Here is a 24,124-nt window from a genome sequence, read left to right as displayed (position 1 = left end):
GTAAATATCGCTTACATAATTTGTGACTCAGATATTGCGCCATAAGTTTATGATAGCGAACTAACCAAAGAGAGCGATTATGTTAACTTACAAAGCCCCCTTACGTGATATCAAATTTTTGATTAATGATGTATTTGACTATCAGACGCATTATAAAAGCTTAGACAACGGCGAAAACGCTGATCCTGAAACTGTAGACATGATTCTACAAGGTATGGCTGATTTTGCTGAAAACGTCATTGCCCCGCTCTATCAATCAGGTGGTGAAGAAGGCTGTCATTTTGAAGATGGCGTCGTGACCACGCCAAAGGGCTTCAAAGAGGCTTATGACCAGTTCGTAGAAGGCGGCTGGCAAGGTATCTCATATCCTGAAGAATTCGGTGGTATGAATCTGCCAACGTCAATCAACCTTATTAAATCTGAGATGATCGGTACTGCTAACTGGTCATGGTCGATGTATCCTGGTCTATCAACAGGTTGTATCAACACATTGCTTCAGTACGGTACTGACGAGCAAAAAGCCCTGTATTTACCTAAGTTGGTCGAAGGCTCATGCAGGTACCATGTGTCTGACTGAGCCACAGTGTGGTACGGATTTGGGTCAAGTTAAATCAAAAGCCATTCCACAAGATGACGGTACCTATAAAATCAGCGGTACCAAAATCTTTATCTCAAGCGGTGAGCATGACTTAACAGATAACATCGTCCATATCGTCCTAGCACGCCTACCAAATGCACCAGAAGGCACGCGCGGTATCTCACTATTTATCGTACCAAAATTCACCCCGAATGCTGAAGGTGAAGCTGGCGAGCGCAATGCCGTCGTTTGTGGTTCAATTGAGCACAAAATGGGCATCAGCGCATCTTCGACATGTGTATTGAACTTTGATGGTGCAACAGGCTATCTAATCGGCGAACCGCATAAAGGCCTAAAAGCATGTTCACATTCATGAACACGGCTCGTATCGGTACTGGTATCCAAGGTCTGGCGCATACTGAATTGTCTTTCCAAAACGCCTTACCATATGCCAAAGAACGCCGTTCTATGCGTACGCTATCTGGTACTAAAGATCCTGAAAAAGTAGCTGATGCTATTATCCATCATGCCGACGTACGCCGTATGCTACTGACGCAAAAAGCCTTTGCTGAAGGCGGTCGCTCAATGATTTATCATTCAGCACGTTATGCAGATAAAATGGCACAAGGTATTGTCAATGGCGATGATGAAGAGTTCGAAAAGTGGGACGACAAATTGGCTTCTATACGCCAATTCTAAAAGGCTTCTTAACTGAGCTAGGTATCGAAGCTGCTAAGCATGGTCAGCAAGTCTATGGTGGTCACGGCTACATCAAAGAATGGGGCATGGAGATGATCGCTCGTGATGCTCGTATTGCGACGATGTACGAAGGGACTACTGGCGTACAAGCACTTGATCTACTAGGTCGTAAGGTTATCTTACAGTCTAAAGGTAAGATTATCCGTGACTATACCTCTAGCATCATGAAATGGTGTGGCGAGTACGCACTCGATAAAGAAATGCGTAAATTCGTTTGGGCACTGACCAAGCTATGTGCTGAGTGGAATACCTTGACGGTACGCTTGATGTTGATGGCACGTAAAGACCGTGAAATCATCTCAGCAGCGTCAGAGGACTTCCTAATGTACTCAGGCTACGTAATGATGGGTTATCACTGGGCTCGTATGGCAGCAGTAGCTTATGAAAAGCTAGAAAATGGCGGCACAGAAGCACCAGAGTTCTACAAAGCAAAAATTCAGACTGCTGAATTCTACTTTGATAAGTTGCTACCACGTACTTCTGGTCACGCAGAAGCGATGGTTGCACCAAGCGAAAGCATGACATCAATGGAAATCGATCACTTCTCGTTCCTAGATTAAGATTGTACTAGTAAGCCATAAAAAAGCGCCTATTATTTAGGCGCTTTTTTTGTGCTTAACTGAAAATCTACTTATACAGAATACACAGCAATGAGCAATTTAAGGCAAGTACTGTTAGCTACCAAGCATTTTCTTATGATAGACCGCACTTATCTCTTCAACTTCTACACATATCTGCAATGCCGCACGTCCTGACTGCTCTGCGCCTATTTTTTCCTCGATAGTAGCAACCAACATCTCAGCCAACTGGTCACGAGTGGCCATATCACGTCCGCTCATCAGCTTTAGGTGGACGTAAATAAATCCATTGGCCTGCTCATCGTCTTCAACACCTACTAGAAATGACTTAATAGGTACAATACGTGCTTTGATATCAGTAGGCAGCTTAAACTGACCACTATCCCACAATGCTTTGTTTAGCGATTTGAGCAATGATTCTTCATGAGCGATACTGACGTTGGGTGTTACTTGAATGGTTAAATGTGGCATGAGCATGTCCTTAAATGTAGATAAAAATAATAGATAAGCTGGCGTATAAGTCTACGCCTTATCGCTATGGTCAATCTACAATAATCTTGCGCCAAAATATCTTCAATACAAGCGAAACCAGTATAGATTACTCATAAATATGCTGAGCGAAATTGTCGACATGGCCATTTTGTAATAGGCAGATGATAGCCACCGTATAACATTTTACTCATCAGTAATACCACTAAAGCAAGCATCAAGCGTCGCGGCCAACTGTGCAGGCGGCAATTCAATCTCAAGACCGCGGCGGCCACCACTTACATAGACAGTGGCCCGATCTTGAGCTGTACTATCTATCACGGTTTTTAGTCGCTTTTTTTGACCCAGTGGACTGACGCCACCCAACACATAGCCTGTGCTACGCTCTACTTGTTTGGGGTCAGCCATCTGTACTTTTTTGCAAGATAGCAATTTGTTAGAAGATAGCGCCTTAGCCATTTTTTTAAAGTTAAGTGTCTTGTCGACTGGCAATATCGCCACAGCAAGTACACCCGTATCAGTGGTCACCACTAGAGTTTTAAACACCTGTGTCACCGCTACGCCAAGTTTTTCTGCGGCTTCTAAACCAAACGATACGGCATTGCTGTCGTGAGTATATTCGTGTACTTGGTAATCAAGGTTACGTTTTTTTGGCAAGATCGATAGCTGGAGTCATAAGTTTTAGGCTTAATAAAATGAAATTGAAAAATAGACGCTATATTTATGAGTCATCGGTGATATAAATATATTATTACCCTAAACATGTGAACTTTCAAATGTTTGAGCATTTTGTATAATTGGTCACTCACTACAGCGTAACCAAACCGTATTAATATTGGTAGTATATACAGACACTATATATCGCTTTGGTGGCTTTTATGGCATCATAAGCGCAACATATTTGACTATTTTTGATACTGATTATGATACCGAAGTTCTTAAAAAAACGGATTTTTAAAGCGCCAGTCGCGACTGATGGCACTGCTAAAACTGATGGCAATGCAATCGCTACTAAGCCTTATTCTAATGCACCGATCAATCAGCTGTATCGTAAGCTGTCAGGTCAGATGCTCGATATCGCCGTAAAACCTAAGTTATTAGGCGAGCTACCTGAGTTCGACAATGATGATCAGACGCTAAGATTTTATGTATTACAGGACTATTCTCGTTCCAACAGTATTCTGATCGACTTGCAGACGCAAGAGCACAATTTACCGCCAGCACTGGTTGGAGTAAATGATGCCGCCCATAATATTAAAGAAAATGCGGCCATCATATTTTTGAATCACCCAAGTGCTAAAGACAGCCAGCTGTCTCCTCGCCTTTCCCGCTTAGTGTCTGCTGTGTTGCAATATCCGGAGTTAAAGGTACGTCTAGTGCCCGTATCGATTCTGTGGGGACGCGCACCTGAAAAAGAAGATTCGCTATTTAAGCTACTAACTGCCGACAACTGGCAAGACCCTAGCATTACCAAGCAACTATTTAATATCGGGGTGATGGGCCGCGACACTTTTGTACAGTTTCACCCACCGCAAGACTTACGTACTATTATCAATGATAATCTCAAAGGCGACGTGGAAGGACCTGCTACCTTTGACTCAGTTGCTACAGATGCTCTTAAAGCAAGTTTAACAGCGACGGATTCACTCGATATAGAGTCAACGGCTACTAACAGTGATGACGCAACTGACGCTGCGCAGATACCAAACTATGCGCTAGTCGCATCGGCTGATAGTAATCGTGAACTGGTTCGTATGTTGCAGCAGCAATTGTCGATTTATTTAGATAAGCAGCGCGCCAGTATGCTTGGCCCTGATTTATCAGATAGACGCAACTTGGTAGACAAACTGGTGTACTCGCCAGCTATTAAGCATGCGATTGAGATGGAAGCGGCCGAGAAAGGGACTAGCGTTCGAGAAGCTCGCAGTCAGGCCAGAGGCTATGCTAATGAGATGGTCAATGACTACTCTCATTCTATCATACGTGGTTTTTATAAATTTTTGACATGGTTGTGGACGCAGTTGTATGACGGCGTAGAAGTCCATCATTTCGAGCGAGTACGTGACCTTGCGACCGATTATGAGCTGATTTATGTGCTTGTCATCGCAGCCATGTCGACTATCTATTACTGTCTTATGTCATCTACAAACGTGGCCTGAGTATCCCTTATGTCGCAGCAGGTGACAATTTAGATGTACCTGTATTAGGCCCACTATTACGCGGTGCCGTTGCTTTTTATATTCGTCGTAGCTTCCGTGGCAACGCGCTGTATACTGCTGTACTGCGCGAATATATGCATACCCTTATCACACGCAATACTCCGATTGAATACTTTATCGAAGGTGGTCGCTCACGTTCAGGTCGCTTGCTACCGCCAAAAATGGGTATGCTAGCGATGACCGTCCATAGCCAATTACGCCAAACCAATAAGCCTGTGGTATTTATTCCAACTTATATTGGTTACGAGCGTATTATGGAAGGTGGCACTTATATCGGTGAGCTAAAAGGTAAACCAAAAGAGTCGGAGTCTTTGATCGGGCTGCTCAAAGTTGGTCGTAAAATCGAACGTATCTTTGGTAATGTGCACTTAAGCTTTGGTACGCCGTTGCATCTTAGCGATTTTATGACAAAGTTCGATGTGCCAGCCAATAGTTTGCCATCCGATCGTACTGACTCGCCGCTTGATGAAAAACCAGCGCTATGGTTGATAACATCGGTGTGAAAGTCATGCAGCATATCAATAAAGCTGCGGTAGTAACCCCTGTCTCGCTATTATCATTGGTTCTGCTATCAGCACCGAAAGCTGCGTTAGATGAAAACATCTGCCGTGAGCAAATCGCTTTATACCAAGGTCTGGCTCAGCAGCTGGTCTACTCAGATGATACGGTTATCACTGATATGACGCCACAGGAAATCATCGATTATGGTATCAAGTTAAAACTTATTGAGCGTACGCCGCATATCTTAGGCGATATCATCCAAGTCGCAGGTAAGCAGGCAGCGTTACTCAGTTACTTCCGTAACAACATTTTGCATGTCTTTATTTTGCTGTCGTTCCTGTCTGCACTAGTCGCACGCAACGGGCGTATCAAACGCAGCCGTCTCGATAGTATCGCTGAGCAGCTATATCCGTTCTTACAAAGTGAGCTATTCTTATATTATCCAGCACATGGCTTAGCTGATACGCTCAATAAGAAAGTTGATAACTTGCTGTCTCATGGCTCATCGTTGAATTGGGTGATGATACGCTCAGCGTGCCTGAGTCTAATAGTAAGCACTATCAGCAGCTGCAAGTGCTTGCGACTCCAGTTGGACAAAGCCTTGAGCGTTACTTTATGACGCTTGCTTTACTTGCTCAGCAAGGCTCTGGTAATTTGACTGAAAACGAAGTTGTTGACCTATGTCACTTGCTTGGGCAGCGTTTGTCTGTGCTCTATGCAGATGATATTCCTGACTTTTTTTGACCGCGCCTTGTTTACCAGCTTCATCAGTGCGTTGACTCGTCTTGACTATCTACAAAAAGATGATGAAACAGGCATACTGACTTTTGATCATCGTATTAATGACATTGCTCATCATGCTAAGTACGTGCTAACGCCTGACATGATGCAAATCTTGCAGCAAGTCGCTAGTTTGGACGAAGAAGAAATCACTCACGCCATTACTGAGATTAGTAATAAAAAACAGCGTAAATTTGGGCGTAAGCGTTAATTTTAACAACTAGCCATACCCTTTAGAATTTTAAGCTAAATAAAAAAGACCGCTAACGATTAGCGGTCTTTTTTTTGGATTGGACTATATTAAACAGCCGTATTAGTTAGTAATTTTCTTATACTTGGCACGTTTAGGACTGGCGTCATCACCCATTGTCTTTTTACGATACGCTTCAAACTCAGTATAGTTACCGTCAAACCAGACTGGGCCTTCTTCTTCGAATGCCAAGATATGAGTCGCGATACGATCAAGGAACCAGCGATCATGCGATACGACCATTACTGTACCTGGGAATACTTGAATCGCATCCTCTAGTGCACGTAAGGTTTCGATATCTAAATCGTTTGATGGTTCATCGAGGAGCAATACGTTTGCGCCTTGCTTTAGTGTTTTCGCCAATTGCAGACGGTTACGCTCACCACCTGATAATTGACCGACGTGCTTTTGCTGATCTGAGCCTTTGAAGTTAAAACGTCCGATATAGGCACGGCTTGGCGTGGTGTAGTCGCCAACCGTAATGATATCAAGGCCGTCAGAAACTTCTTCCCACACGGTTTTGTTGTCATCTAGATGATCACGTACCTGACCGACATAGGCAACTTTAACACTTTCACCCAAATCAACCGAACCAGTATCTGGTGTATCGCGCTCAGTAATCATGTTAAACAGCGTGGTTTTACCCGCACCATTTGGACCAATAATACCAACGATACCACCAGCTGGTACGTTAAAGCTTAGGTTTTCATACAGCAGACGATCGCCGAATGATTTAGAGATATCATTAATCTCAATAACCTTGTTACCCAAACGTGGACCAGGTGGAATATAAATCTCAGAGGTCTCATTACGTTTTTGGAACTCAGTCGAGTTCAACTCTTCAAAACGCTGTACACGAGATTTAGACTTAGCCTGTTGGCCTTTCTGGTTTTTACGAATCCACTCAAGCTCTTTTTTTCAGCGCTTTAGCAAATGATTCTTCTTGCTTATTCTGCTGCTCTAGACGCGTGTTCTTTTGCTCTAGCCACTCAGTATAGTTGCCTTCGTACGGATAACCATGGCCACGGTCAAGCTCCAAGATCCACTGAGCAACATTATCCAAGAAATAGCGATCATGGGTAATGGCAACGATAGTACCGCTGTAGTTCTGCAAGAACTGCTCTAGCCATGCAACAGACTCGGCGTCCAAATGGTTGGTCGGTTCGTCAAGTAATAGCATGTCAGGGCGCGACAATAGTAGACGACATAGTGCCACACGGCGTTTCTCACCACCTGACAGTTTGCTAACGTCAGCATCCCATGGTGGCAGACGTAGCGCATCGGCTGCTTTTTCTAGCTGGTTATTTAAGTTATGCGCGTCCCAAGACTGGATGATATCTTCCATCTTGCCTTGCTCTTCAGCAAGCTTATCAAAGTCAGCATCAGGCTCTGCGTATTCAGCATAGATAGCATCTAGACGTGCTAGCGCATCTAGCGCTTCGCGCATACCGTCTTCGACATTACCACGAACGTCTTTGCTGTCATCTAGCTGTGGTTCCTGTGGCAGATAGCCAACTTTGGTACCTGCCTGCGCGCGTGCTTCACCACTAAACTCAGTATCTACGCCTGCCATGATACGTAGCAAGGTTGATTTACCTGAACCATTAATACCCAAAACACCAATTTTGGCACCAGGGAAAAACGATAGGTTAATATTTTTTTAGGATTTCACGCTTAGGGGGAACAAGTTTTGACACGTTGTTCATCGTGTAAATATATTGAGCCATTAACACTCCGATAGACTGCATAGAAGAGAACAGCAAATGCAACTCAGCGATGATGCCAAGCGTGCCGTACCTCAAAATCAGGGTTACAAATTATAGATCATTATCGCATTGTGGCGCATACCCTGCAAGCTGACAGGTTGTTTTACCAGTTGTTTTACTGTTTTTGACAGCAGGCTATGCCTTTTGACTATAAAACTCGCTTTAAAAAAATAACTCAAGGAGTCTTATCTTAATGAACTAACTTAACATTTTGATTCATTAGCGTTTTATAAAGACCACAAAAAATAGCATCAAAACTTTCGCAAATTTAATCAATAGCCGTTAGCATGTTAGTGTGGCTTAACAAGGTCGAGTAGATCCGTTTGATATTTAATTATCAAAATGATTGATAACCTGACCTTGTGTTCGTCTCAACACCTACTTTATAGCAATCATACAGGTACTGATGATATGGCCAACGGCTATCGCCCTGAAATTATTCAACGTGCGTTTGTCGATTTTATCGGATCGCGCTTACATCCGTTTTGGTCATTGACGATTCCTAAGTTACGCCTAATTGCACGCTATACGTTAAGTGATGATTTGATAGCACTTCATTTTGAGACCAATAGAGCCTTTAAACAGCAGACTTCTGAGATGATGGGTGGTTGGCAAGGCGGTCAATATCTTGATTTGCGCGTTTGTATTGAGGGGGTCTATCACCAACGTAGTTACTCAATAGTGGGCTTGGCGCATCAACCACTCTGGTGGCTCGACGATAATACCGAGAGCCATATGGCAGACCAATGCCATACGGTAACTATCGCGATTAAACCACAAGGGTTGGTATCTGACTATTTAACCAAGCAGATGCCACTGGCTAGCGTCGTCGATACAAGTCTGCCACTTGGTCATTTCACTTTGGAACAGACCTCCATAGCAGTGCAGAAAGGCTCAGATAATAACCAACCTACTCCTTTACTATTCATCGCTGGTGGTAGCGGTATCACACCTATGCTCGGACTTATCACTCAAGCCCTGAGTAATGGATATCAGGTGGCGCTAATGCATTATAGGCGGACTATTTCATCCAAGCTACAACATCAATGGCAACAGCTGAGCGATATATATCCAGACTTTATTTATCATTTAATCCATACTGAAGATCCGACTACCTATTTAGCTGGCACACGATATTTAAGTGCAGAGGGTCTGCTGTCGCTAAACTTACCTCTAGCAGATACGCAAATATTTGCCTGCGGTTCACAAGCGTTATTAGCTGGCTTATACAAAGCGGCAGCAGAGATAACTTTGCCGCAGGGCAAGCAGCTGCGCGATAACATCATAGTAGAGAACTTTGGTAATTCCCTAGCTAATGTTGATAACGGTAGCAATCAAACATTCGATAAAACGATACCTGTAGAAGAACACACTGTCTATTTGCGGTCACGGCAACGACAGTTTAGCAGTGACACGACCATACTGGCTGCGGCTGAGAATGCAGATGTACGGCTAGCACATGGTTGCCGGCAAGGTATTTGCCAATTGTGCCGCTGTAATAAAGTCAGCGGCGTGGTCAAAAATATCCAAACAGGTAAAGTCAGCAGTGATGGTTATGAGTCTATTCAGACTTGCATTAATATCGCAATGACTGATGTGGTTCTCGATGTTTAATGACTGATTTAATAGAACGACTGGCTCAATAGAAAGCATATGTTAAACAACCTATGAGAAATAAAAGGCAAACGTTATTTTATAGGCTAAAACTCAGATAACTTATCAAACCGGACCCAGTGCTGCTTATTCGTGCCGTTTCGGTTAAGGATTATTTATGCGCTTATTACCACCCGTTACCACGCCACAATCTGCAGTGCCTATCTTGACGCCACTGTCCGATGCACAACTAGCGAAAAACGCGCCTTTGCCTTTGACATCGCAAACGCCTTATACGCAGCTTAATGATAAAGCAATCAATGATAGCGATCAGCTAGACACGTCAACACGGACTCGCTACCCAACAGTAACTGATGCCCCTCTATCAAAGCCTCAAAGTGATGCTTTAGCCGTAGAGCTCAATGCCCTATATAAAAGCGTCATGGACTCGCTAGGCAGTAAGGATGCACGCTACATACAGCGGATATATGCCACCGTGGTATATAGTGAAGTTATTGCCCGTGGTCTACTTGCAGCGGCTGGGCGTATGCCATCGAAACGCAGTCTAATCACTACTTGGCTACTAGGTACGTCTTTACTTAGCTTCAGCAAAATATTGAACAACATGGAGCTGGGCCATAACGTCATGCATGGTCAATATGACTGGATGCAACACCCGCATCTTAATAGTCAAAAGTTTGACTGGGATATTGTCTGCCCTGCTCCATTGTGGCAACACTCTCATAATTATCTACATCACACTTTTACCAATATTGTTGGCCGTGATCATGACGTAGGCTATCACTTGATTCGAGTGACTGACGAGCAGCCTTGGACGCCAGAAGATCGCTACAATATGTTTAACACAGCGGTACTGGCATTTGGCTTTGAATGGGCAGTAGCTTTTCACGATATCCAAATCAGTGCAGATGAATACGCTGACTCTCCTGATTTGCACAAAATCATGCAGCAAAAGTCTCGCGCGTTATTTGCCAAAATTGGACGGCAAATAGGCAAAGACTATATTGCACTGCCGTCTGTGGTAGCGCTGACACTAGGTCGTCGTAGCGCCTTTAGTACGCTGAGTGGTAACATGACTGCCAACACTGTCCGCAACCTATGGACGTGGGCGGTGATTTTTTGCGGGCATTTCACTGAGCAAGCGCATATCTATACCCAACTCGATGCCAATGAAAGTAAAGGCGATTGTACGTACGCCAAATCCTTGGCTCTAGCAATATCAAAGGCAGCAAATGGTTCCACCTTTTGACAGGTAATTTGTCTCATCAAATTGAGCATCATATATTTCCTGATATGCCAGCCGGCCACTATGCAAAGGTTGCACCGCAGGTACAGGCCATATGCCGTAAGTATGGTTTAAGCTATAACACTGGCCGCTTTGGTACGCAACTCAAGCAAGTACTGGAACGTATTTATCACTTTAGCAAACCTAGTGAAAAAGAATGGCAAGCCCATGTACATTCAGTGGAAAATGTAGATAGTACTACTCATAAAGATGATAGGTCAGCGGCCAATTTAGAAAAAAAAGTAGAAGACAAATTAGCGATAGAGAACACTGATGGTCTCACTCGCTTTTTACCCCCAGTCGTTCGTAAGGCCATATCCTATGCATGGTGAAATATTCAGATTTGCAACCAGATACGGCCATGATAAGGTAGGACAAAAGACATAGATGACATTAAAGGTCGTCCTATCAACGATTACGGTAAGCGTCTAGATTGTTAAGCATCAAACCTACATACTAAACTGGCACTATTAAATTAATAAAATATTTAGTTCATAATAAAAATTTGATAATAAAAAATGGAGTATATTAATGAGTAACCAAACCTCTAAACCAAATCTAGACATTGTTCATAATCAAGCAGCGAACCGCTTTGAGACCTCTATCGATGGTCAGACAGGTTATATTAGCTATCAGGAAAGTGCTGACAAGTTGGTCTACGATCATACTATCGTACCGCAGCAATTAGGCGGTCAAGGCGTTGGTTCAGCACTCGTTAAGCACGCATTGAATTATGCGCGTGAGCAAGACAAGAAAGTGGTACCGCAATGCTCATTTGTCGCGTCATACATTAGCAACCATCCTGAGTATCAAGATTTGATTTAACTAGCTAAGTAGTCGGCTCAATTAATTCGTTAGCTAGGCTCAGTTACGTGACATCGGGCAAAGCAGGAAATGTGTAGATATTTATTTCGCATAGGAGAGATACCACAGCACCACTTTTAATAAACCAATTCGACATAACAATAAAGGTTATTAATATGAGTAGTTTATCTGACAAACAAATCAATCTACAGCTAGAAGAGCTTGCTGGCTGGCAACGTGACGGCAATAGTATCGTCAAGACATATCATTTCAGCGATTTTATCGAAGCTATGAGCTTTATGAATCAAGCGGCATTTCATGCTGAAGCGCTTGAGCACCATCCTGAATGGCGTAACACCTACAATATCGTGGAGGTTCGTCTAACCAATCATGATACAGGCGGTATATCTAGTTTGGATATTCGTTTAGCCAAACGCATGGAGCATATTATTCAGCCCAAACGGTTGTAGTAGAAAGTCTATAATGTATACCTTGATGCCGATTATCCTCGCTCTGTACCTATTACCCTAGTTGAAGCAGGCAAAAAAGACCCTCAATTGAGGGTCTTTTTTTTATAGTAGGTATTTACAACGATAAGCCATGTTTACATCTTACGACTAACAAAGGCAACAATAAACAAAATCACAGCGACTGCTAAGAAAATGTATGCCAAATTAGCAGACAATCCTGCGACACCGCCAAAACCTAGGAAACTCGCTAATAATGCGATCACTGCAAAAATAATGGCCCAACGAAACATAATCTTCTCCTCAAATAATGGTAAAAAACAGATATTAGAATTTATATAGCATCTATTTAACTTGTTTTTATCTAATGCTAGTTATTACTGTTTACGCTTATAGATTAGCAATGTTCGTCTCCAAAAAAACGTTCATTTTAGTAATAATATCGGTAGGTTATGTAAAGTTTGTAGTAACTGTTAATGTCTCATACTTCTTTTTCTTTAATAGATGATATTTTCGAAATAGAATTATATTTCTGAATACAGTGTTATTTGACTGAGAGTTCTTAAACTAAGCGCTTTTTAACTGGACGTGTTTTTATTGAATACTCTTTTACTGAACGCTACTCTTCCAACTGTATACAGAACTATTTTAAATTCCTCACGTTATATGTGATGTTGTATGTGAGGTAGGCTGCAAACTATAAACTGTAACGACCTCACAAACCCCTAACCTAATCAAACGACTTGGTTTATAGTTTACTATCCACTTATTCTCAAATCTATTAAGGACAATACATATGGATACCAATACGGATACTGAAAACTCTACACAAAAAACCAGCGGCGACACACGCCCTTATGCAGTTGTTCTATATGGTGCGACAAGTTTCGTCGGTCAGATCACTGCCCACTATTTAACCAATTTTTTATCAAATAATAAGAACGAAGATGGCTCAAATGTATCATGGGCGATCGCAGGTCGTGATGAAGACAAGCTCAACAAGTTGCAGGCCAAACTTGAGAGCAAGGTAGACATTATTATTGCTAACAGTAACGATGCTGCCAGCCTTGATAAGATGACAAAGCAAACTCAAGTCATCATCTCAACTGTCGGTCCTTATCTAAAATATGGTGAGCCACTGATTAAATCTTGTGCTGAAAACGGTACGGACTATGTCGATCTTACTGGTGAGGCCATTTTCATCAAAGATATGATGGATAAGTACCAAGACACTGCCAAGCAAAGTGGTGCCCGTATTGTTAACTCTTGTGGTTTTGATTCTATTCCATCAGATTTGGGCGCGTACTTTACCCAAGCTAAGGCAGAAGAAAAGTTCGGCGAGACCTGTAATGTTATCCATATGCGTGTCAAAGCAGCGAAAGGTGGTATCTCAGGTGGTACTATCGCATCGATGGCATCAATATTTGAAGAAGCTGGTGAGGACAAAGCACGTCGCAAACAAGTGGCCAATCCTTATCTGTTAAACGATGATACTGATGCACCAAACGTACGTCAGGACAATGTCAGCAAACCAGTATATGACAGTAATCATAAGCGCTGGTTAGCACCGTTCGTCATGGCCACCATCAATACGCGTATCGTCCATCGTACTAACCAATTGCTCAGCTATGAGTACGGTCGCGATTTCAAATATGACGAAGCGATGTGGATGAAAGATGGCGTCAAAGGAAAACTGTCTAGCTATGCCATGAGCGCAGGTTTATTGGGCTTTGCTACTGCGATGATGATTAAACCAAGTCGCGAGTTACTATCCAAGCACGTCTTACCAAAAGCTGGCTCAGGCCCTTCTAAAGACGAGCAAGAGAACGGCTACTTTGATATTCGTCACTTTGGACAAACGGCCAAAAATGACACTATTACTGTTAAGGTAACAGGTGATAGAGATCCTGGTTATGGCAGTACTTCTCGTATGATTTCGCAGGCGGCATTATGTCTGGCAAAAGATATCAGCAAAGAGGACGTTGGCGGTGGGTTCTGGACACCGGCATCTGCGATGGGTGATAAGCTAATAACTCGCTTAGAAGCGCATTCTGGTCTTAGCTTTGAAGTGATTGATAGTTAATCTATTGAGTGATAACAAAGGCTCAATGTCTTTACGACCGTATCTTATTTTCAAGATACGGTTTTTTTATTACCTACTTTAAAATTTTAGCTAGGATTAAATTGAGAACAACGTATTTTTTTTGGTGAACAATGTTTCTATTTTCCGATTATCTAATACTTTATGATACTAACTACTAATCCAATATTGCTACTATCATTTTATAGATATTGTAGAAAAATTATATGTAAACATTAGTTTAATGAAGTATATATTATCAAAGGATTTATATAATAGAAATTAAGAACTATCTAAACACTGGTTTTGAATTATAAATAAAAACTACTGATAAAAGCCTCTATAATGCTAACAAATAGTACTCAAAAAAACTATTAATAACAATCAGCTAAGTTCAAATAACAACTATAAGCAATCAAATATTCATATTTTTAATACTAGAGATGTTGGTAGATATTTGTTATTAGCAGACTCATTTATTAACAGCTTTGATAACACAATCAACCTTTGCTACTAATAAGTTTTTGAAAAATCTAAAAGTTAAAATATCAGCTAGACTTTAAGTATGACAGTTTCATAACGTCACAAGAAAACATTAAACTGTTAGAACCTTAATGAGTTTGCTACTGAAATATAAACTACATCGTTGATAATTTGCATACAGTATTTACAGACAACTTTAAATAAAAACGGCTCATCATTAAATATGAGTTATTGTTTTTAACTATTGCTAATTATGTATCATGGAGTTTTATAATGAAAAAGAATATTTTATCGTTAATTTTAGGTACTACGCTTGCATTGCCTACACTTGCAATGGCTATGCCGACCAACAGCAGTGATTCTATGCAATCACGTATGCCAAGTAGCTCTGTCAAAAGCAATGTACAAGTCGGTGTAGAAGGACCAACTGGTAAATTGGGAGCTGCACAGCCTAGCCATGTCAATATCAATGACTCTAGCAATAAGATGAACGACTCTCGTAGTGAGATGAATGATTCGAACAAGAGTATGAACAACTCTGACAACAGAGTGAACGAATCTAATGACAAGATGAATGATAAAGCTGGCACTATGAGCAATAGTAATATGCCTACTATGAACGGTAACGTGCCAACGACAACGGGTGCAGCCTCTACACAGTCTACCCAACGTACGCAAACGCCAAACATGCAGCATAGCAATGCAGACTATCAGCCTTTAATCGCTGGTGAAGCCGCTTCTAACAATAAAACGGCAAATGCTACTAGTACCTTGCAAGAAAAGAAAAAAAGACAACCGTGGTGAGTTATTAGCCACTCAGCCAGCAAATGTACAGTTTAAAGAAAACCGCCGTATTGCTGTAAATCGTTAATATGGCCATTAATATTTAAGTATATTAACAAACATAAAAAGGGCAGCCTATTGGCTGCCCTTTTTTATATTAAACTATCTATGCTAGCTATTTCAATTTTGATTATTTCTTATTTTTAGTCACGCCAGCTTTTTGTAATAAGGCACCAAGTGTACCCATTTTACTTGGGGCTTCAGCTTTATCATTTTTTACTGGCTTACTACGATTGCTCGCGTTGTCTTTATCCTGACGCTTGCCACGTGACTTAGACGGACGTTTGTCAGCAGCTGGACGGCTATTATTTGGACGGTCACTATTTGCGTTATTATTGCGTGGACGACTGGTTTTCTCGCCATCTGTACTAGCTGTCGTAGACTTGGCAGCCGTACGTACAGGTTTTTCAGATTCAGGTTTCATGCTAAATCCGATACGACCACGTTTTTCATCGATGGAGATAACACGAACCGAAACGATATCACCAGGTTTGACACGATTCATAGGATCGGCGACAAAGTCATTGGCCATCTGCGAGATATGTACCAGACCATCCTGATGTACACCAACATCAACGAAACAACCAAAGGCCGTTACATTGGTGACTACCCCTTCTAACGTCATGCCTTCGCTCAAATCTTTGATGCTATTGACGTCTTCACGGAAATTGGCCGTTTTAAACTCAGGACGAGGATCGCGAGCAGGTTTGGCAAGCTCTTCGATAATCGCTTTTACGCTGACATTATCGTCATTAGCAGCCAGTGTAGTCGTATCGATAGTATTTAACACGCCATCATTACCGATGACTTCTGACAATGGCTTGCTCGCTTGTGCAAGTAAACTATCGACCAATGCATAGCTCTCTGGATGCACACCAGTGGCATCTAATGGATTGCTACCATTATGAATACGCAAGAAACCAGCTGCCTGCTCAAATGTCTTAGCGCCTAGACGTGGGACGTTTTTAAGCGCTTCACGACTATCAAATGCACCGTGCTCTTTGCGATAGGTTACAATTTGCTGTGCCACATTGCGGTTAAGACCAGCGATATGAGCCAAGATAGCTGGGCTCGCCGTATTTACATCAACGCCAACCGCGTTTACGCTGTCTTGAGTGACTTTATCAAGGCTATCTGCAAGCTGGTTTTGATTGACGTCATGCTGATATTGACCAACGCCAATGGCTTTTGGATCAACTTTAACAAGCTCTGACAATGGATCCTGCAAGCGACGCGCGATAGAAACCGCTCCGCGTACAGAAACATCTAGATTGGCCAGCTCATCACTAGCAAGTTCACTCGCTGAATAAACAGACGCTCCTGACTCATTAACGATAACGGCTTTGGCTTTTAGTGCATCATTTGTAGCCAAAATCTCTTTGATCATCGCATCTGTTTCGCGACTTGCCGTACCATTACCGATAGCGACCAAATCAACGTTATAAGTGCTCAACAGCGTATCGATGACTTTTTTGGCCTCATCCATCTTATTATCGGGGGCAAAAGGATAAACGGTTGCGACGACAGGCTTGTCTTCGCCATCTAGCATGACATGACCTTGAGCATCGACAATCGCCATTTTAACGCCATGACGGATACCCGGATCAACACCTAAAATCACTTTACGGCCAGCAGGCGCTGCCATAAGTAAATGCTGTAAATTATTGGCAAAGACATCAATCGCATCGGCTTCAGCGGTCAGACGCTTTTCGGTCAATAAACGATGCTCGATATGCGGACGCCATTTTTCTTTCCATAAACTGGTCGCGGCTTCAGTTAAAAACTTTTGACGTTCTGCTGGCGCTTTGGCATCAATCTCAAAATGCTTGACGATTTTTTCGATAAATGGCGCGTCTTCGCCTTCAATTTTTAGACCTAAAACGTTTTCTTGGCGACCGCGCAGCATGGCTAATAGGCGATGATTTGGCAGACGCGCCAAGCTTTCACTATGTTCAAAGTAATCTTTGAACTTCTCACCAACTTCGCGTTTTTCTTCACTAGCAACGCTCGATACGATACTCGCCGTTTTCGCAAAACCACTGCGTAGATTATCGAGTAAGTCTAACGCCTGCGTCCATTCATCAACGATGATGCTTGTACGCCTGCCAATTGCTTGTCGATATCGCTAAAATCAACTTCAATCTCATTACCGTTATCATCAGAGATAGTAGATTGTACTTGATAGTCGGCCAGCGCCTCTGTCAGTGTAATCTCTTGCGTTAAGACCGCTTGTGCGGCCACATCAAGACCGGCTGCACGTGCTTTGGCCGCTGGTGAACGGCGACGTGGACGGTATGGCAAGTAGATGTCTTCAAGCTCAAGTTTCGACGTCGCATTATCAATACGCGTCTGTAGCTCGTCAGTCAGATTGCCCTGTGTGCTTAACAGCTCAGTAATTTTGAGGCGACGTGTTGCCATGTCACGCTCATAATTAAGCGACTTCTCTAAAGCACGCAGCTGCGCATCATCAAGGTTTTGAGTCTTTTCTTTGCGGTAACGCGCAATAAAAGGAACCGTCGCGCCTTCATCATAAAGTTTGACAAACGCATTGACTTGAGCAGTCTTAATGCCAAGCGCGCGAGCAAGCTTGTCGTGAATATTCGCGTGTGTGGTTGCATCTAAAACCTGTGCATTTGTCGAGGTTTGAGATGACGTTAAGGTATCAGTGCTACTCATATACGTATCAATCGTTGAGAAATGTAGCTTTGCATTATAGCAAAAGCTGCATGAATAAAAATCCTTTTTATCTTTTCGTTATTTATTGCACATTTTAGGACGCAAATCGTTCTATATCACACATCCTATGGACTTGTTAAACAAACGCATACAGCATTTATTATCATGGGTGATGCAATTCTCGGTGCAATCTTATACACTAAAGTATCAATAACACAAATATTGATATGTGCTGACATATTGAACAATAGTTTTTAATTTTATGAAGTGCTTATTCGTAACCAATAATTAAATAATGATGATTAATTGCAGTGTTTTTGCTCATAGCTATTTACTTGTATTTTCTGATAACAATAATTTTTATAAAAGGATGCCTGTATGACTGATAACAACAGCCCTGACACGTTGACTCAGCGTATTTTAGTCGTCGATGACGATGCTCGTTTGCGCTCTTTGTTGCAACGCTTCCTAGAAGACGACGGTTTTGTCGTTCGTACTGCTCATGATGGCAGTCAAATGGACAAACTCATGCAACGTGAGCTTTTCTCTTTGGTCGTGCTCGATTTGATGCTGCCAGGCGAAGATGGCATCAGTATCTGTAAGCGTCTGCGTGAAGACAATGCGGATATTCCTATTATTATGCTGACTGCCAAGGGTGGCGATGCTGATCGTATCGCAGGTTTGGAAGCGGGTGCAGATGATTACCTGCCTAAACCATTTAACCCAAAAGAGCTATTGGCGCGTATCAAAGCGGTGTTGCGTCGTCAAAACCGTGAGCTTCCAGGGGCACCAAGTCACCAATTAGAAGTGGTTGAATTTGGTCCATGGACACTAGATCTATCGACTCGCACGCTCAAACGTGATGGGAATGTCGTCACTTTGACGACAGGTGAGTTTTCGGTGTTAAAGGCTTTAGTTCAGCATCCACGTGAGCCGTTGACCCGTGACAAATTGATGAACCTTGCTCGTGGTCGTGAGTGGGGTGCGATGGAGCGCTCTATCGATGTGCAAGTATCACGCTTGCGTCGCTTGATTGAAGACAACCCTTCACAAGCACGTTATATCCAGACCGTCTGGGGCGTTGGCTATGTGTTCGTGCCTGATGAAGCCGAGGTAGAAACCATCAAGAGTGAATAACTTTTGACTGATCTAATTCCTTTTAATATAGGCCGTGTTTGTTTACTCACAAACACGTGCCAATATGATGAGCCTATTTGTGAAAAACCCAATTATTTTTCAAAACATACCCTGCACGTTAGTGACAGGGTTTTTAGGTGCTGGCAAAACCACCGTAATTAATCAGTTACTGGCCACAAAACCTGATGACGAACGCTGGGCTCTCTTAATCAATGAGTTTGGTCGTATCGGTATTGATGGCGCACTCCTAGCAAGCTCCCAAGATAACGATCTTGAGCAAAAGAATATCGCCATTCGTGAGGTCAGTGGTGGCTGTATTTGCTGCACCAGTCAGCTACCCTTACAGATTGCAATCAGTCGTCTGCTCAGTGAGCATCATCCACAGCGATTATTAATCGAGCCGACAGGATTGGCACATCCACGTGAGCTGATACTACAACTTAGTGCGCCGCATTGGCAAACTGCCCTAAAGATGAATGCGGTGATAACCGTACTGAGTGGCGAGCAGTGGCAACAGATTAAGTATCGTGATCATGATGGTTATCAAGCGCATGTCCGCGATGCCGATGTGCTGATTATCAATCGCTATGTCCAATTAAACACTAGCGAAAAACAAACCTTAGTAGAATGGATAACCACACTAAATGCACAAGTGAAAATAATTTGGTCAGTATCAGGACTAACGGCATCTGAGGCAACAGACTCTTCAGACGTCCATTTATCAGATAAGTTTGTAGCAAATAAACTTGTAGCAGATGCATATTCGTCTACGTTAAACGACCAACTGAATCAGCCCAGCTCTATCATTCGAATCAACGAAAAGTTAGTATTTCTAATCCTCAAAAATTGATGATTGGTTTACAGTCTCAAGCTAACTCTTTAGCAGTTGCGTCATCATCGATTTCATTTACCGATGAGAGCGAGGCTCAGGCCAATCCTCAGACCAGTGCTGATAACGACCTGCCCTATCGTTACCATGAAGATCAGCAGGATTTTCAATTGGCTGGATGGCGACTACCCGCTCACTACATACTAAACGCTGACGATTTACAGAATTGGTTGCTAGCATTGCCAAACTGGCAACGTATCAAAGGCGTGGTACATACTTCTGATGGCTGGATGCAGATCAATTTTAACCCTGGTAGTCTAACCACCAGAACCATCGACCCACAGACGGATAGTCGATTGGAAATTATTTTGCAATTAAACAATACTGCCGATACAAATGCTGCCGATACAGATATAGAAGAAACTGAGAATGATGCCAAAGCGTCATCACTATTGATAGATTGGGAAGAGTGCGATCGCGAACTGATGGCACTGGTTATATAGCAATAAGCATAAAAAGGGCAGGCATTGCTATTTTATCTAGCCATGTCCGCCCTTTCATTTTTCAACGCAACTAGGGCGTGTCCTCATTTTAAAAATGGTGATAAAAATAAGATAAATCGCAGTCAAACAAGGAAAATAGCGCAGATAATATCGAGACATTAGTCAGCTATTTGACGCCGTTTGGCAAGATTTAGCCATTTTTAACCCATTTAGATGACTATCGATTGAATTGAGGACACGCCCTAACTATTTTTTTAACGCAATTGACTGTCTTTACTACCTCGACGATTAAATAGCTCAGCTGCTTTTGCTTCTTGTTCAAGCTCCGTCTGACAACTAACACAATGCTGAATACCGGGCACTGCCAGTCGCCTTGCCTCTGGAATAGGCTTACCACATTCGTCACACAGCTCAGCACTTACCCCTGTCGGCAACGAACGTCGCGCTCGCTCCAATGCATCATTGACCGTTGCATCCATTTGTTCGTGCTCAGCACCATCTCTTGACCAGCCACCTGCCATAATCTTATCCTATTTTTTATTCATTATAATTAGACAATACAAATGTCTTTAATAACAAATAGATGGGGCTAACTATGGTTAATTGCAACCTGCGATAGTGTATAAAACCATCCATAAAAAAATGACGTAATCGATTTACAAACTTTGCTACTAATCTTTAGGTTGTAGCTCAATGACCTGACCTCGTACGCCAATGCTCTCATCACTCATCAGGCAGACATAGCCTGCCATGATATCTTCAGGTGTTTTTAAGCTCATAGGGTTTTCACCTGGATACGCATGCGCACGCATATTGGTACGAGTACCACCTGGATTAACGCAGTTAAAACGTAGATTGGTTGTGTTCTGCGTCTCTTGAGTAAAGATATCACTCATCCCTTCTACTGCTTGTTTAGAAAGTGCATAAGCACCCCAAAATGCGCGAGGATGTGTACCTACAGTGCTAGAGGTAAAGACAACAGAGCCATGATCAGCATCTTTTAATAGCGGTAATAGCGCTTGAGTCAGCATAAAAGTCGCTGTGAAATTGACTTTCATCACTTGGGCAAAAGTATCGACGTCATACATCTCAAGCGGCGTCAGTTGTCCTAATACACCAGCATTATGCAAGATACCATCTAACTGGCCGACTTCTTTATTGATTAGCCTTCGAGCTGCTGCATTTCGGCATAAGTCGCCCCTTCTAAGTTCATCGGCAACATAGCAGGCTGCTTACCACCAAGACTCTCAATCTCATCGTAGACGTACTCAAGCTTGCTACTAGTGCGGCCTAACAATAAGACAGTGGCGCCATAACGAGCATAGGTCAATGCAGCAACACGGCCAATACCATCCCCTGCTCCAGTCACCAAAATAGTCTTACCATCTAGGCAATTACTGGACGGTACAAAGCTACGAATATCATCATGAGTCAAAGGCTGAATAGAACTTTGAACCGTTTTTTTATTGTCTTGTGGATCGAATGGTTGGTTATTATTGTCACTCATGGCATTACTCACTACTTATCATTAAATCGTTGAGGATATGTGCTTATAGTTGTAAAACTGGTGATATATAGTAGTCTATAAATACTCAAACTTACCAGACGATAGCAGTAATTTATTTAACTGCTCAGGCGTGTCAGTAATATAGTCGGCGCCCCATTTTTTTCAAAGACTTTTGATCTTCAGGTGGAATATATCCATAAGCGGCCAAAATCGTTGGCATGCCAGCAGCGTTGCCAGCTTCGATATCGCGTATATGGTCACCAACATAGAGCACGCAGCCTGCCGCGCCTCGAGGGATACCCAGTTTTTCTAACGCCATATACATTGGCTCTGGATCTGGTTTGGTACGTGATACATCATCTGGACAGACCAAAACTGCACAGCGCTGATCCAGTTGCATCTCACTTAATAGCTTTTCGGCTAAATAACGCGGCTTGTTGGTAACGATACCCCATGGCACGCCCTTTGCTTCAAGTTCAGTCAGTACCGCTTCAAGCGCCTGAAACACGCAGCTATCGACACAGATATCTGCTTCATAATCATCTAAGAACTGCTGACGAAACTCAAGCAATGCTTCCTCGCTGACTTCGAGTTGATCGTTATGTCTTAGCATCAATTGCACCATGGCCGAGGCACCCGCAGAGACTTGCTCGCGGATTTCCGCTTCAGGCGGTGCCTGCCAGTCATTTTCGAGACTCATTTTACCAATGATACGAACAAAATCAGCAGCAGTATCGATTAATGTCCCATCAAGGTCAAATAAAACAGCTTTTACAAATTGGGTCATAGTGAATGCTCTTGAGATTGATGACGTGTTTAGTGAAAGTATGGCAAATAAATGGCTGCGTGCAGCATTAAACCAATGGCTTTTGTACGGCTATCATATAATTAACATCGACGTTTTGGGCAAGCCAGTAGCGTTTGGTCAGCGGATTATAATGCAAACCGATAATATCCTGACGAACAAATCCAGTATTGAGTGCCATTTTGTCTAATTCTGCTGGCGTGATAAATTTGGCATAGTCATGGGTGCCGCGATCAAGCAACCGCAGTACATACTCTGCACCAACGATGGCAAACAGATAAGATTTAGGATTGCGATTAATCGTTGATAACACACAGACGCCGCCAGGAGCCAGTAACTCATAACAAGCCTGCACAATCGAGCTAGGATCTGGCACGTGCTCTAGCATCTCCATACAAGTCACTACATCAAACTGACCAGCCTGCGTTTTTGCTAACTCTTCAACAGGTATATGCTGATAGCGAAGCGTATTCTCTAACGGGCTTTGCTCTGCATGTAACGCAGCAGCTTTTAGGTTTTCTGTACCTAAATCAATTCCTGTCACATCAGCACCGCGGCGTGCCATAGATTCTGACAATATTCCGCCGCCGCACCCTACGTCGAGTACTTTTTTTGCCAGAAAGTCCTTGCTCAGTGGTTTTATTAGCAGCGTTTTGATAGCCACGTTTGATGTTTTCTTCTATCCAGTTTAAACGTAATGGATTGATCTCGTGTAGCGTTGCAAAGGCCCCTGTGTTGCTCCACCATTCACTCGCCAAGTTATTAAATTTTTCGACTTCGCTAGGATCTACGTTGATGGTGTTAGACTCTGTATTATTGAAAGCGCTATTACTATTTTGATCACTCGAAGTTGATGAAGAATTTAAAGCTGAGCTCATGGTATGTTCCTTGATTGTCACTATCGTTATTATCGTTTACAGTGCACGATTATGTGCTTAATATTAGCATGAGAGTAGCAGTTTTGTCGTAAGCACATCGTCACCGATTGTGAATAGGCTTAAACTTTACCCTGTTTTTTGGGCAGTATCTTGATATAGAAAAGATACGTATCCTCGTGACAATATCGCATCCTGATACTTTTGAATCTCTTAAGTTCCATATAGAAATAAAGGAGACGTTTAAGAAACAGTAGGTTCAGAAAGTAACAAGCAATATACCTTAAATAATAGCTA

At 42.6% G+C, this 24,124-nt stretch carries 13 protein-coding genes and 8 pseudogenes; 12 read left to right on the top strand and 9 right to left on the bottom strand.

Annotated elements, in window-relative coordinates; all coding sequences use genetic code 11:
• Positions 1-79: 79 nt before the first annotated feature.
• Positions 80-1,896: pseudogene (locus tag TT11_RS13535) on the top strand (acyl-CoA dehydrogenase C-terminal domain-containing protein).
• Between the two features lie 114 nt (positions 1,897-2,010).
• On the opposite strand, the gene TT11_RS13530 reads toward TT11_RS13535, so the two are convergent.
• Both TT11_RS13530 and ybaK read right to left on the bottom strand, forming a co-directional pair.
• Positions 2,011-2,385, bottom strand: a complete 375-nt coding sequence (locus TT11_RS13530) for a 5-carboxymethyl-2-hydroxymuconate Delta-isomerase (protein ID WP_261870833.1) — start codon at positions 2,383-2,385, stop codon at positions 2,011-2,013.
• 204 nt (positions 2,386-2,589) lie between these two features.
• Positions 2,590-3,079 (bottom strand): annotated as a pseudogene (ybaK, locus tag TT11_RS13525) (Cys-tRNA(Pro) deacylase).
• Between the two features lie 247 nt (positions 3,080-3,326).
• Between ybaK and plsB the strand changes: the two are divergent.
• Positions 3,327-6,114, top strand: a pseudogene (plsB, locus tag TT11_RS13520) (glycerol-3-phosphate 1-O-acyltransferase PlsB).
• Positions 6,115-6,216: 102 nt separating this feature from the next.
• On the opposite strand, the pseudogene ettA reads toward plsB, so the two are convergent.
• Positions 6,217-7,880, bottom strand: a pseudogene (gene ettA / locus TT11_RS13515) (energy-dependent translational throttle protein EttA).
• 450 nt (positions 7,881-8,330) lie between these two features.
• Between ettA and TT11_RS13510 the strand changes: the two are divergent.
• The 5 genes from TT11_RS13510 (at position 8,331) to TT11_RS13490 (ending at position 12,092) form a co-directional block, all read left to right on the top strand.
• Positions 8,331-9,533, top strand: a complete 1,203-nt coding sequence (locus TT11_RS13510; protein WP_261870832.1) for a flavin reductase family protein — start codon at positions 8,331-8,333, stop codon at positions 9,531-9,533.
• Between the two features lie 157 nt (positions 9,534-9,690).
• Entirely contained in the window at positions 9,691-10,782 is a 1,092-nt protein-coding gene (locus TT11_RS13505) for an acyl-CoA desaturase (protein ID WP_261870831.1), read from the top strand.
• Positions 10,779-11,150, top strand: a complete 372-nt coding sequence (locus TT11_RS13500; protein ID WP_261870830.1) for a fatty acid desaturase — start codon at positions 10,779-10,781, stop codon at positions 11,148-11,150. Before TT11_RS13505 ends, TT11_RS13500 begins: the two co-directional genes overlap by 4 nt.
• A gap of 199 nt (positions 11,151-11,349) precedes the next feature.
• A complete protein-coding gene (locus TT11_RS13495; RefSeq protein ID WP_201568193.1) occupies positions 11,350-11,643 on the top strand; it encodes a GNAT family N-acetyltransferase in 294 nt (97 codons plus the stop codon).
• Between the two features lie 155 nt (positions 11,644-11,798).
• On the top strand, positions 11,799-12,092 hold the full coding sequence (locus TT11_RS13490) for a 4a-hydroxytetrahydrobiopterin dehydratase (protein ID WP_057757953.1): 294 nt from the start codon (positions 11,799-11,801) through the stop codon (positions 12,090-12,092).
• A 134-nt stretch (positions 12,093-12,226) separates the two neighbouring features.
• Here the strand turns inward: TT11_RS13490 and TT11_RS13485 are convergent, their stop codons facing one another.
• On the bottom strand, positions 12,227-12,382 hold the full coding sequence (locus TT11_RS13485) for a DUF1328 domain-containing protein (protein ID WP_082624527.1): 156 nt from the start codon (positions 12,380-12,382) through the stop codon (positions 12,227-12,229).
• 503 nt (positions 12,383-12,885) lie between these two features.
• Here TT11_RS13485 and TT11_RS13480 point away from each other — a divergent pair.
• Complete coding sequence (locus tag TT11_RS13480) at positions 12,886-14,172, top strand: trans-acting enoyl reductase family protein (protein ID WP_261870829.1); 1,287 nt, start codon at positions 12,886-12,888, stop codon at positions 14,170-14,172.
• Between the two features lie 753 nt (positions 14,173-14,925).
• Complete coding sequence (locus TT11_RS13475; RefSeq protein WP_261870828.1) at positions 14,926-15,456, top strand: hypothetical protein; 531 nt, start codon at positions 14,926-14,928, stop codon at positions 15,454-15,456.
• 169 nt (positions 15,457-15,625) lie between these two features.
• Here TT11_RS13475 and TT11_RS13470 read toward each other — a convergent pair.
• Positions 15,626-18,171, bottom strand: a pseudogene (locus TT11_RS13470) (Tex family protein).
• A 378-nt stretch (positions 18,172-18,549) separates the two neighbouring features.
• Between TT11_RS13470 and ompR the strand changes: the two are divergent.
• From ompR to TT11_RS13455, 3 genes are all read left to right on the top strand, one after another.
• The gene (gene ompR, locus TT11_RS13465; protein WP_102093351.1) at positions 18,550-19,308 is read left to right on the top strand and encodes a two-component system response regulator OmpR; all 759 of its coding nucleotides are present in this window, start codon (positions 18,550-18,552) and stop codon (positions 19,306-19,308) included.
• Positions 19,309-19,375: 67 nt separating this feature from the next.
• Positions 19,376-20,158, top strand: coding sequence for a GTP-binding protein (locus TT11_RS13460; RefSeq protein WP_261870827.1), 783 nt, complete (start codon positions 19,376-19,378; stop codon positions 20,156-20,158).
• Complete coding sequence (locus tag TT11_RS13455; RefSeq protein ID WP_261870826.1) at positions 20,158-20,640, top strand: hypothetical protein; 483 nt, start codon at positions 20,158-20,160, stop codon at positions 20,638-20,640. The genes TT11_RS13460 and TT11_RS13455 overlap by 1 nt, the downstream gene beginning before the upstream one ends.
• 254 nt (positions 20,641-20,894) lie before the next feature.
• Here TT11_RS13455 and TT11_RS13450 read toward each other — a convergent pair whose 3' ends face one another.
• The 4 genes and pseudogenes from TT11_RS13450 to ubiG form a co-directional block, all read right to left on the bottom strand.
• A complete protein-coding gene (locus TT11_RS13450; protein WP_101204603.1) occupies positions 20,895-21,161 on the bottom strand; it encodes a DksA/TraR family C4-type zinc finger protein in 267 nt (88 codons plus the stop codon).
• Between the two features lie 150 nt (positions 21,162-21,311).
• Positions 21,312-22,147 (bottom strand): annotated as a pseudogene (locus TT11_RS13445) (YciK family oxidoreductase).
• 75 nt (positions 22,148-22,222) lie between these two features.
• Positions 22,223-22,934 (bottom strand): annotated as a pseudogene (locus TT11_RS13440) (HAD family hydrolase).
• 67 nt (positions 22,935-23,001) lie between these two features.
• Positions 23,002-23,830 (bottom strand): annotated as a pseudogene (ubiG, locus tag TT11_RS13435) (bifunctional 2-polyprenyl-6-hydroxyphenol methylase/3-demethylubiquinol 3-O-methyltransferase UbiG).
• Positions 23,831-24,124 lie beyond the last annotated feature (294 nt).

This window comes from Psychrobacter sp. JCM 18901 (genome assembly GCF_000586435.1).
Lineage (GTDB): Bacteria > Pseudomonadota > Gammaproteobacteria > Pseudomonadales > Moraxellaceae > Psychrobacter.
This window is presented reverse-complemented; position numbering and strand designations above follow the sequence as displayed.

Bases quoted from the DNA above. Each gene is read 5' to 3' on its own strand.
- TT11_RS13530 (WP_261870833.1), bottom strand. From the start codon at position 2,385: ATGCCACATTTAACCATTCAAGTAACACCCAACGTCAGTATCGCTCAT.
- TT11_RS13510 (WP_261870832.1), top strand. From the start codon at position 8,331: ATGGCCAACGGCTATCGCCCTGAAATTATTCAACGTGCGTTTGTCGAT.
- TT11_RS13505 (WP_261870831.1), top strand. From the start codon at position 9,691: ATGCGCTTATTACCACCCGTTACCACGCCACAATCTGCAGTGCCTATC.
- TT11_RS13495 (WP_201568193.1), top strand. From the start codon at position 11,350: ATGAGTAACCAAACCTCTAAACCAAATCTAGACATTGTTCATAATCAA.
- TT11_RS13490 (WP_057757953.1), top strand. From the start codon at position 11,799: ATGAGTAGTTTATCTGACAAACAAATCAATCTACAGCTAGAAGAGCTT.
- TT11_RS13485 (WP_082624527.1), bottom strand. From the start codon at position 12,382: ATGTTTCGTTGGGCCATTATTTTTGCAGTGATCGCATTATTAGCGAGT.
- TT11_RS13480 (WP_261870829.1), top strand. From the start codon at position 12,886: ATGGATACCAATACGGATACTGAAAACTCTACACAAAAAACCAGCGGC.
- TT11_RS13475 (WP_261870828.1), top strand. From the start codon at position 14,926: ATGAAAAAGAATATTTTATCGTTAATTTTAGGTACTACGCTTGCATTG.
- ompR (WP_102093351.1), top strand. From the start codon at position 18,550: ATGACTGATAACAACAGCCCTGACACGTTGACTCAGCGTATTTTAGTC.
- TT11_RS13460 (WP_261870827.1), top strand. From the start codon at position 19,376: ATGAGCCTATTTGTGAAAAACCCAATTATTTTTCAAAACATACCCTGC.
- TT11_RS13455 (WP_261870826.1), top strand. From the start codon at position 20,158: ATGATTGGTTTACAGTCTCAAGCTAACTCTTTAGCAGTTGCGTCATCA.
- TT11_RS13450 (WP_101204603.1), bottom strand. From the start codon at position 21,161: ATGGCAGGTGGCTGGTCAAGAGATGGTGCTGAGCACGAACAAATGGAT.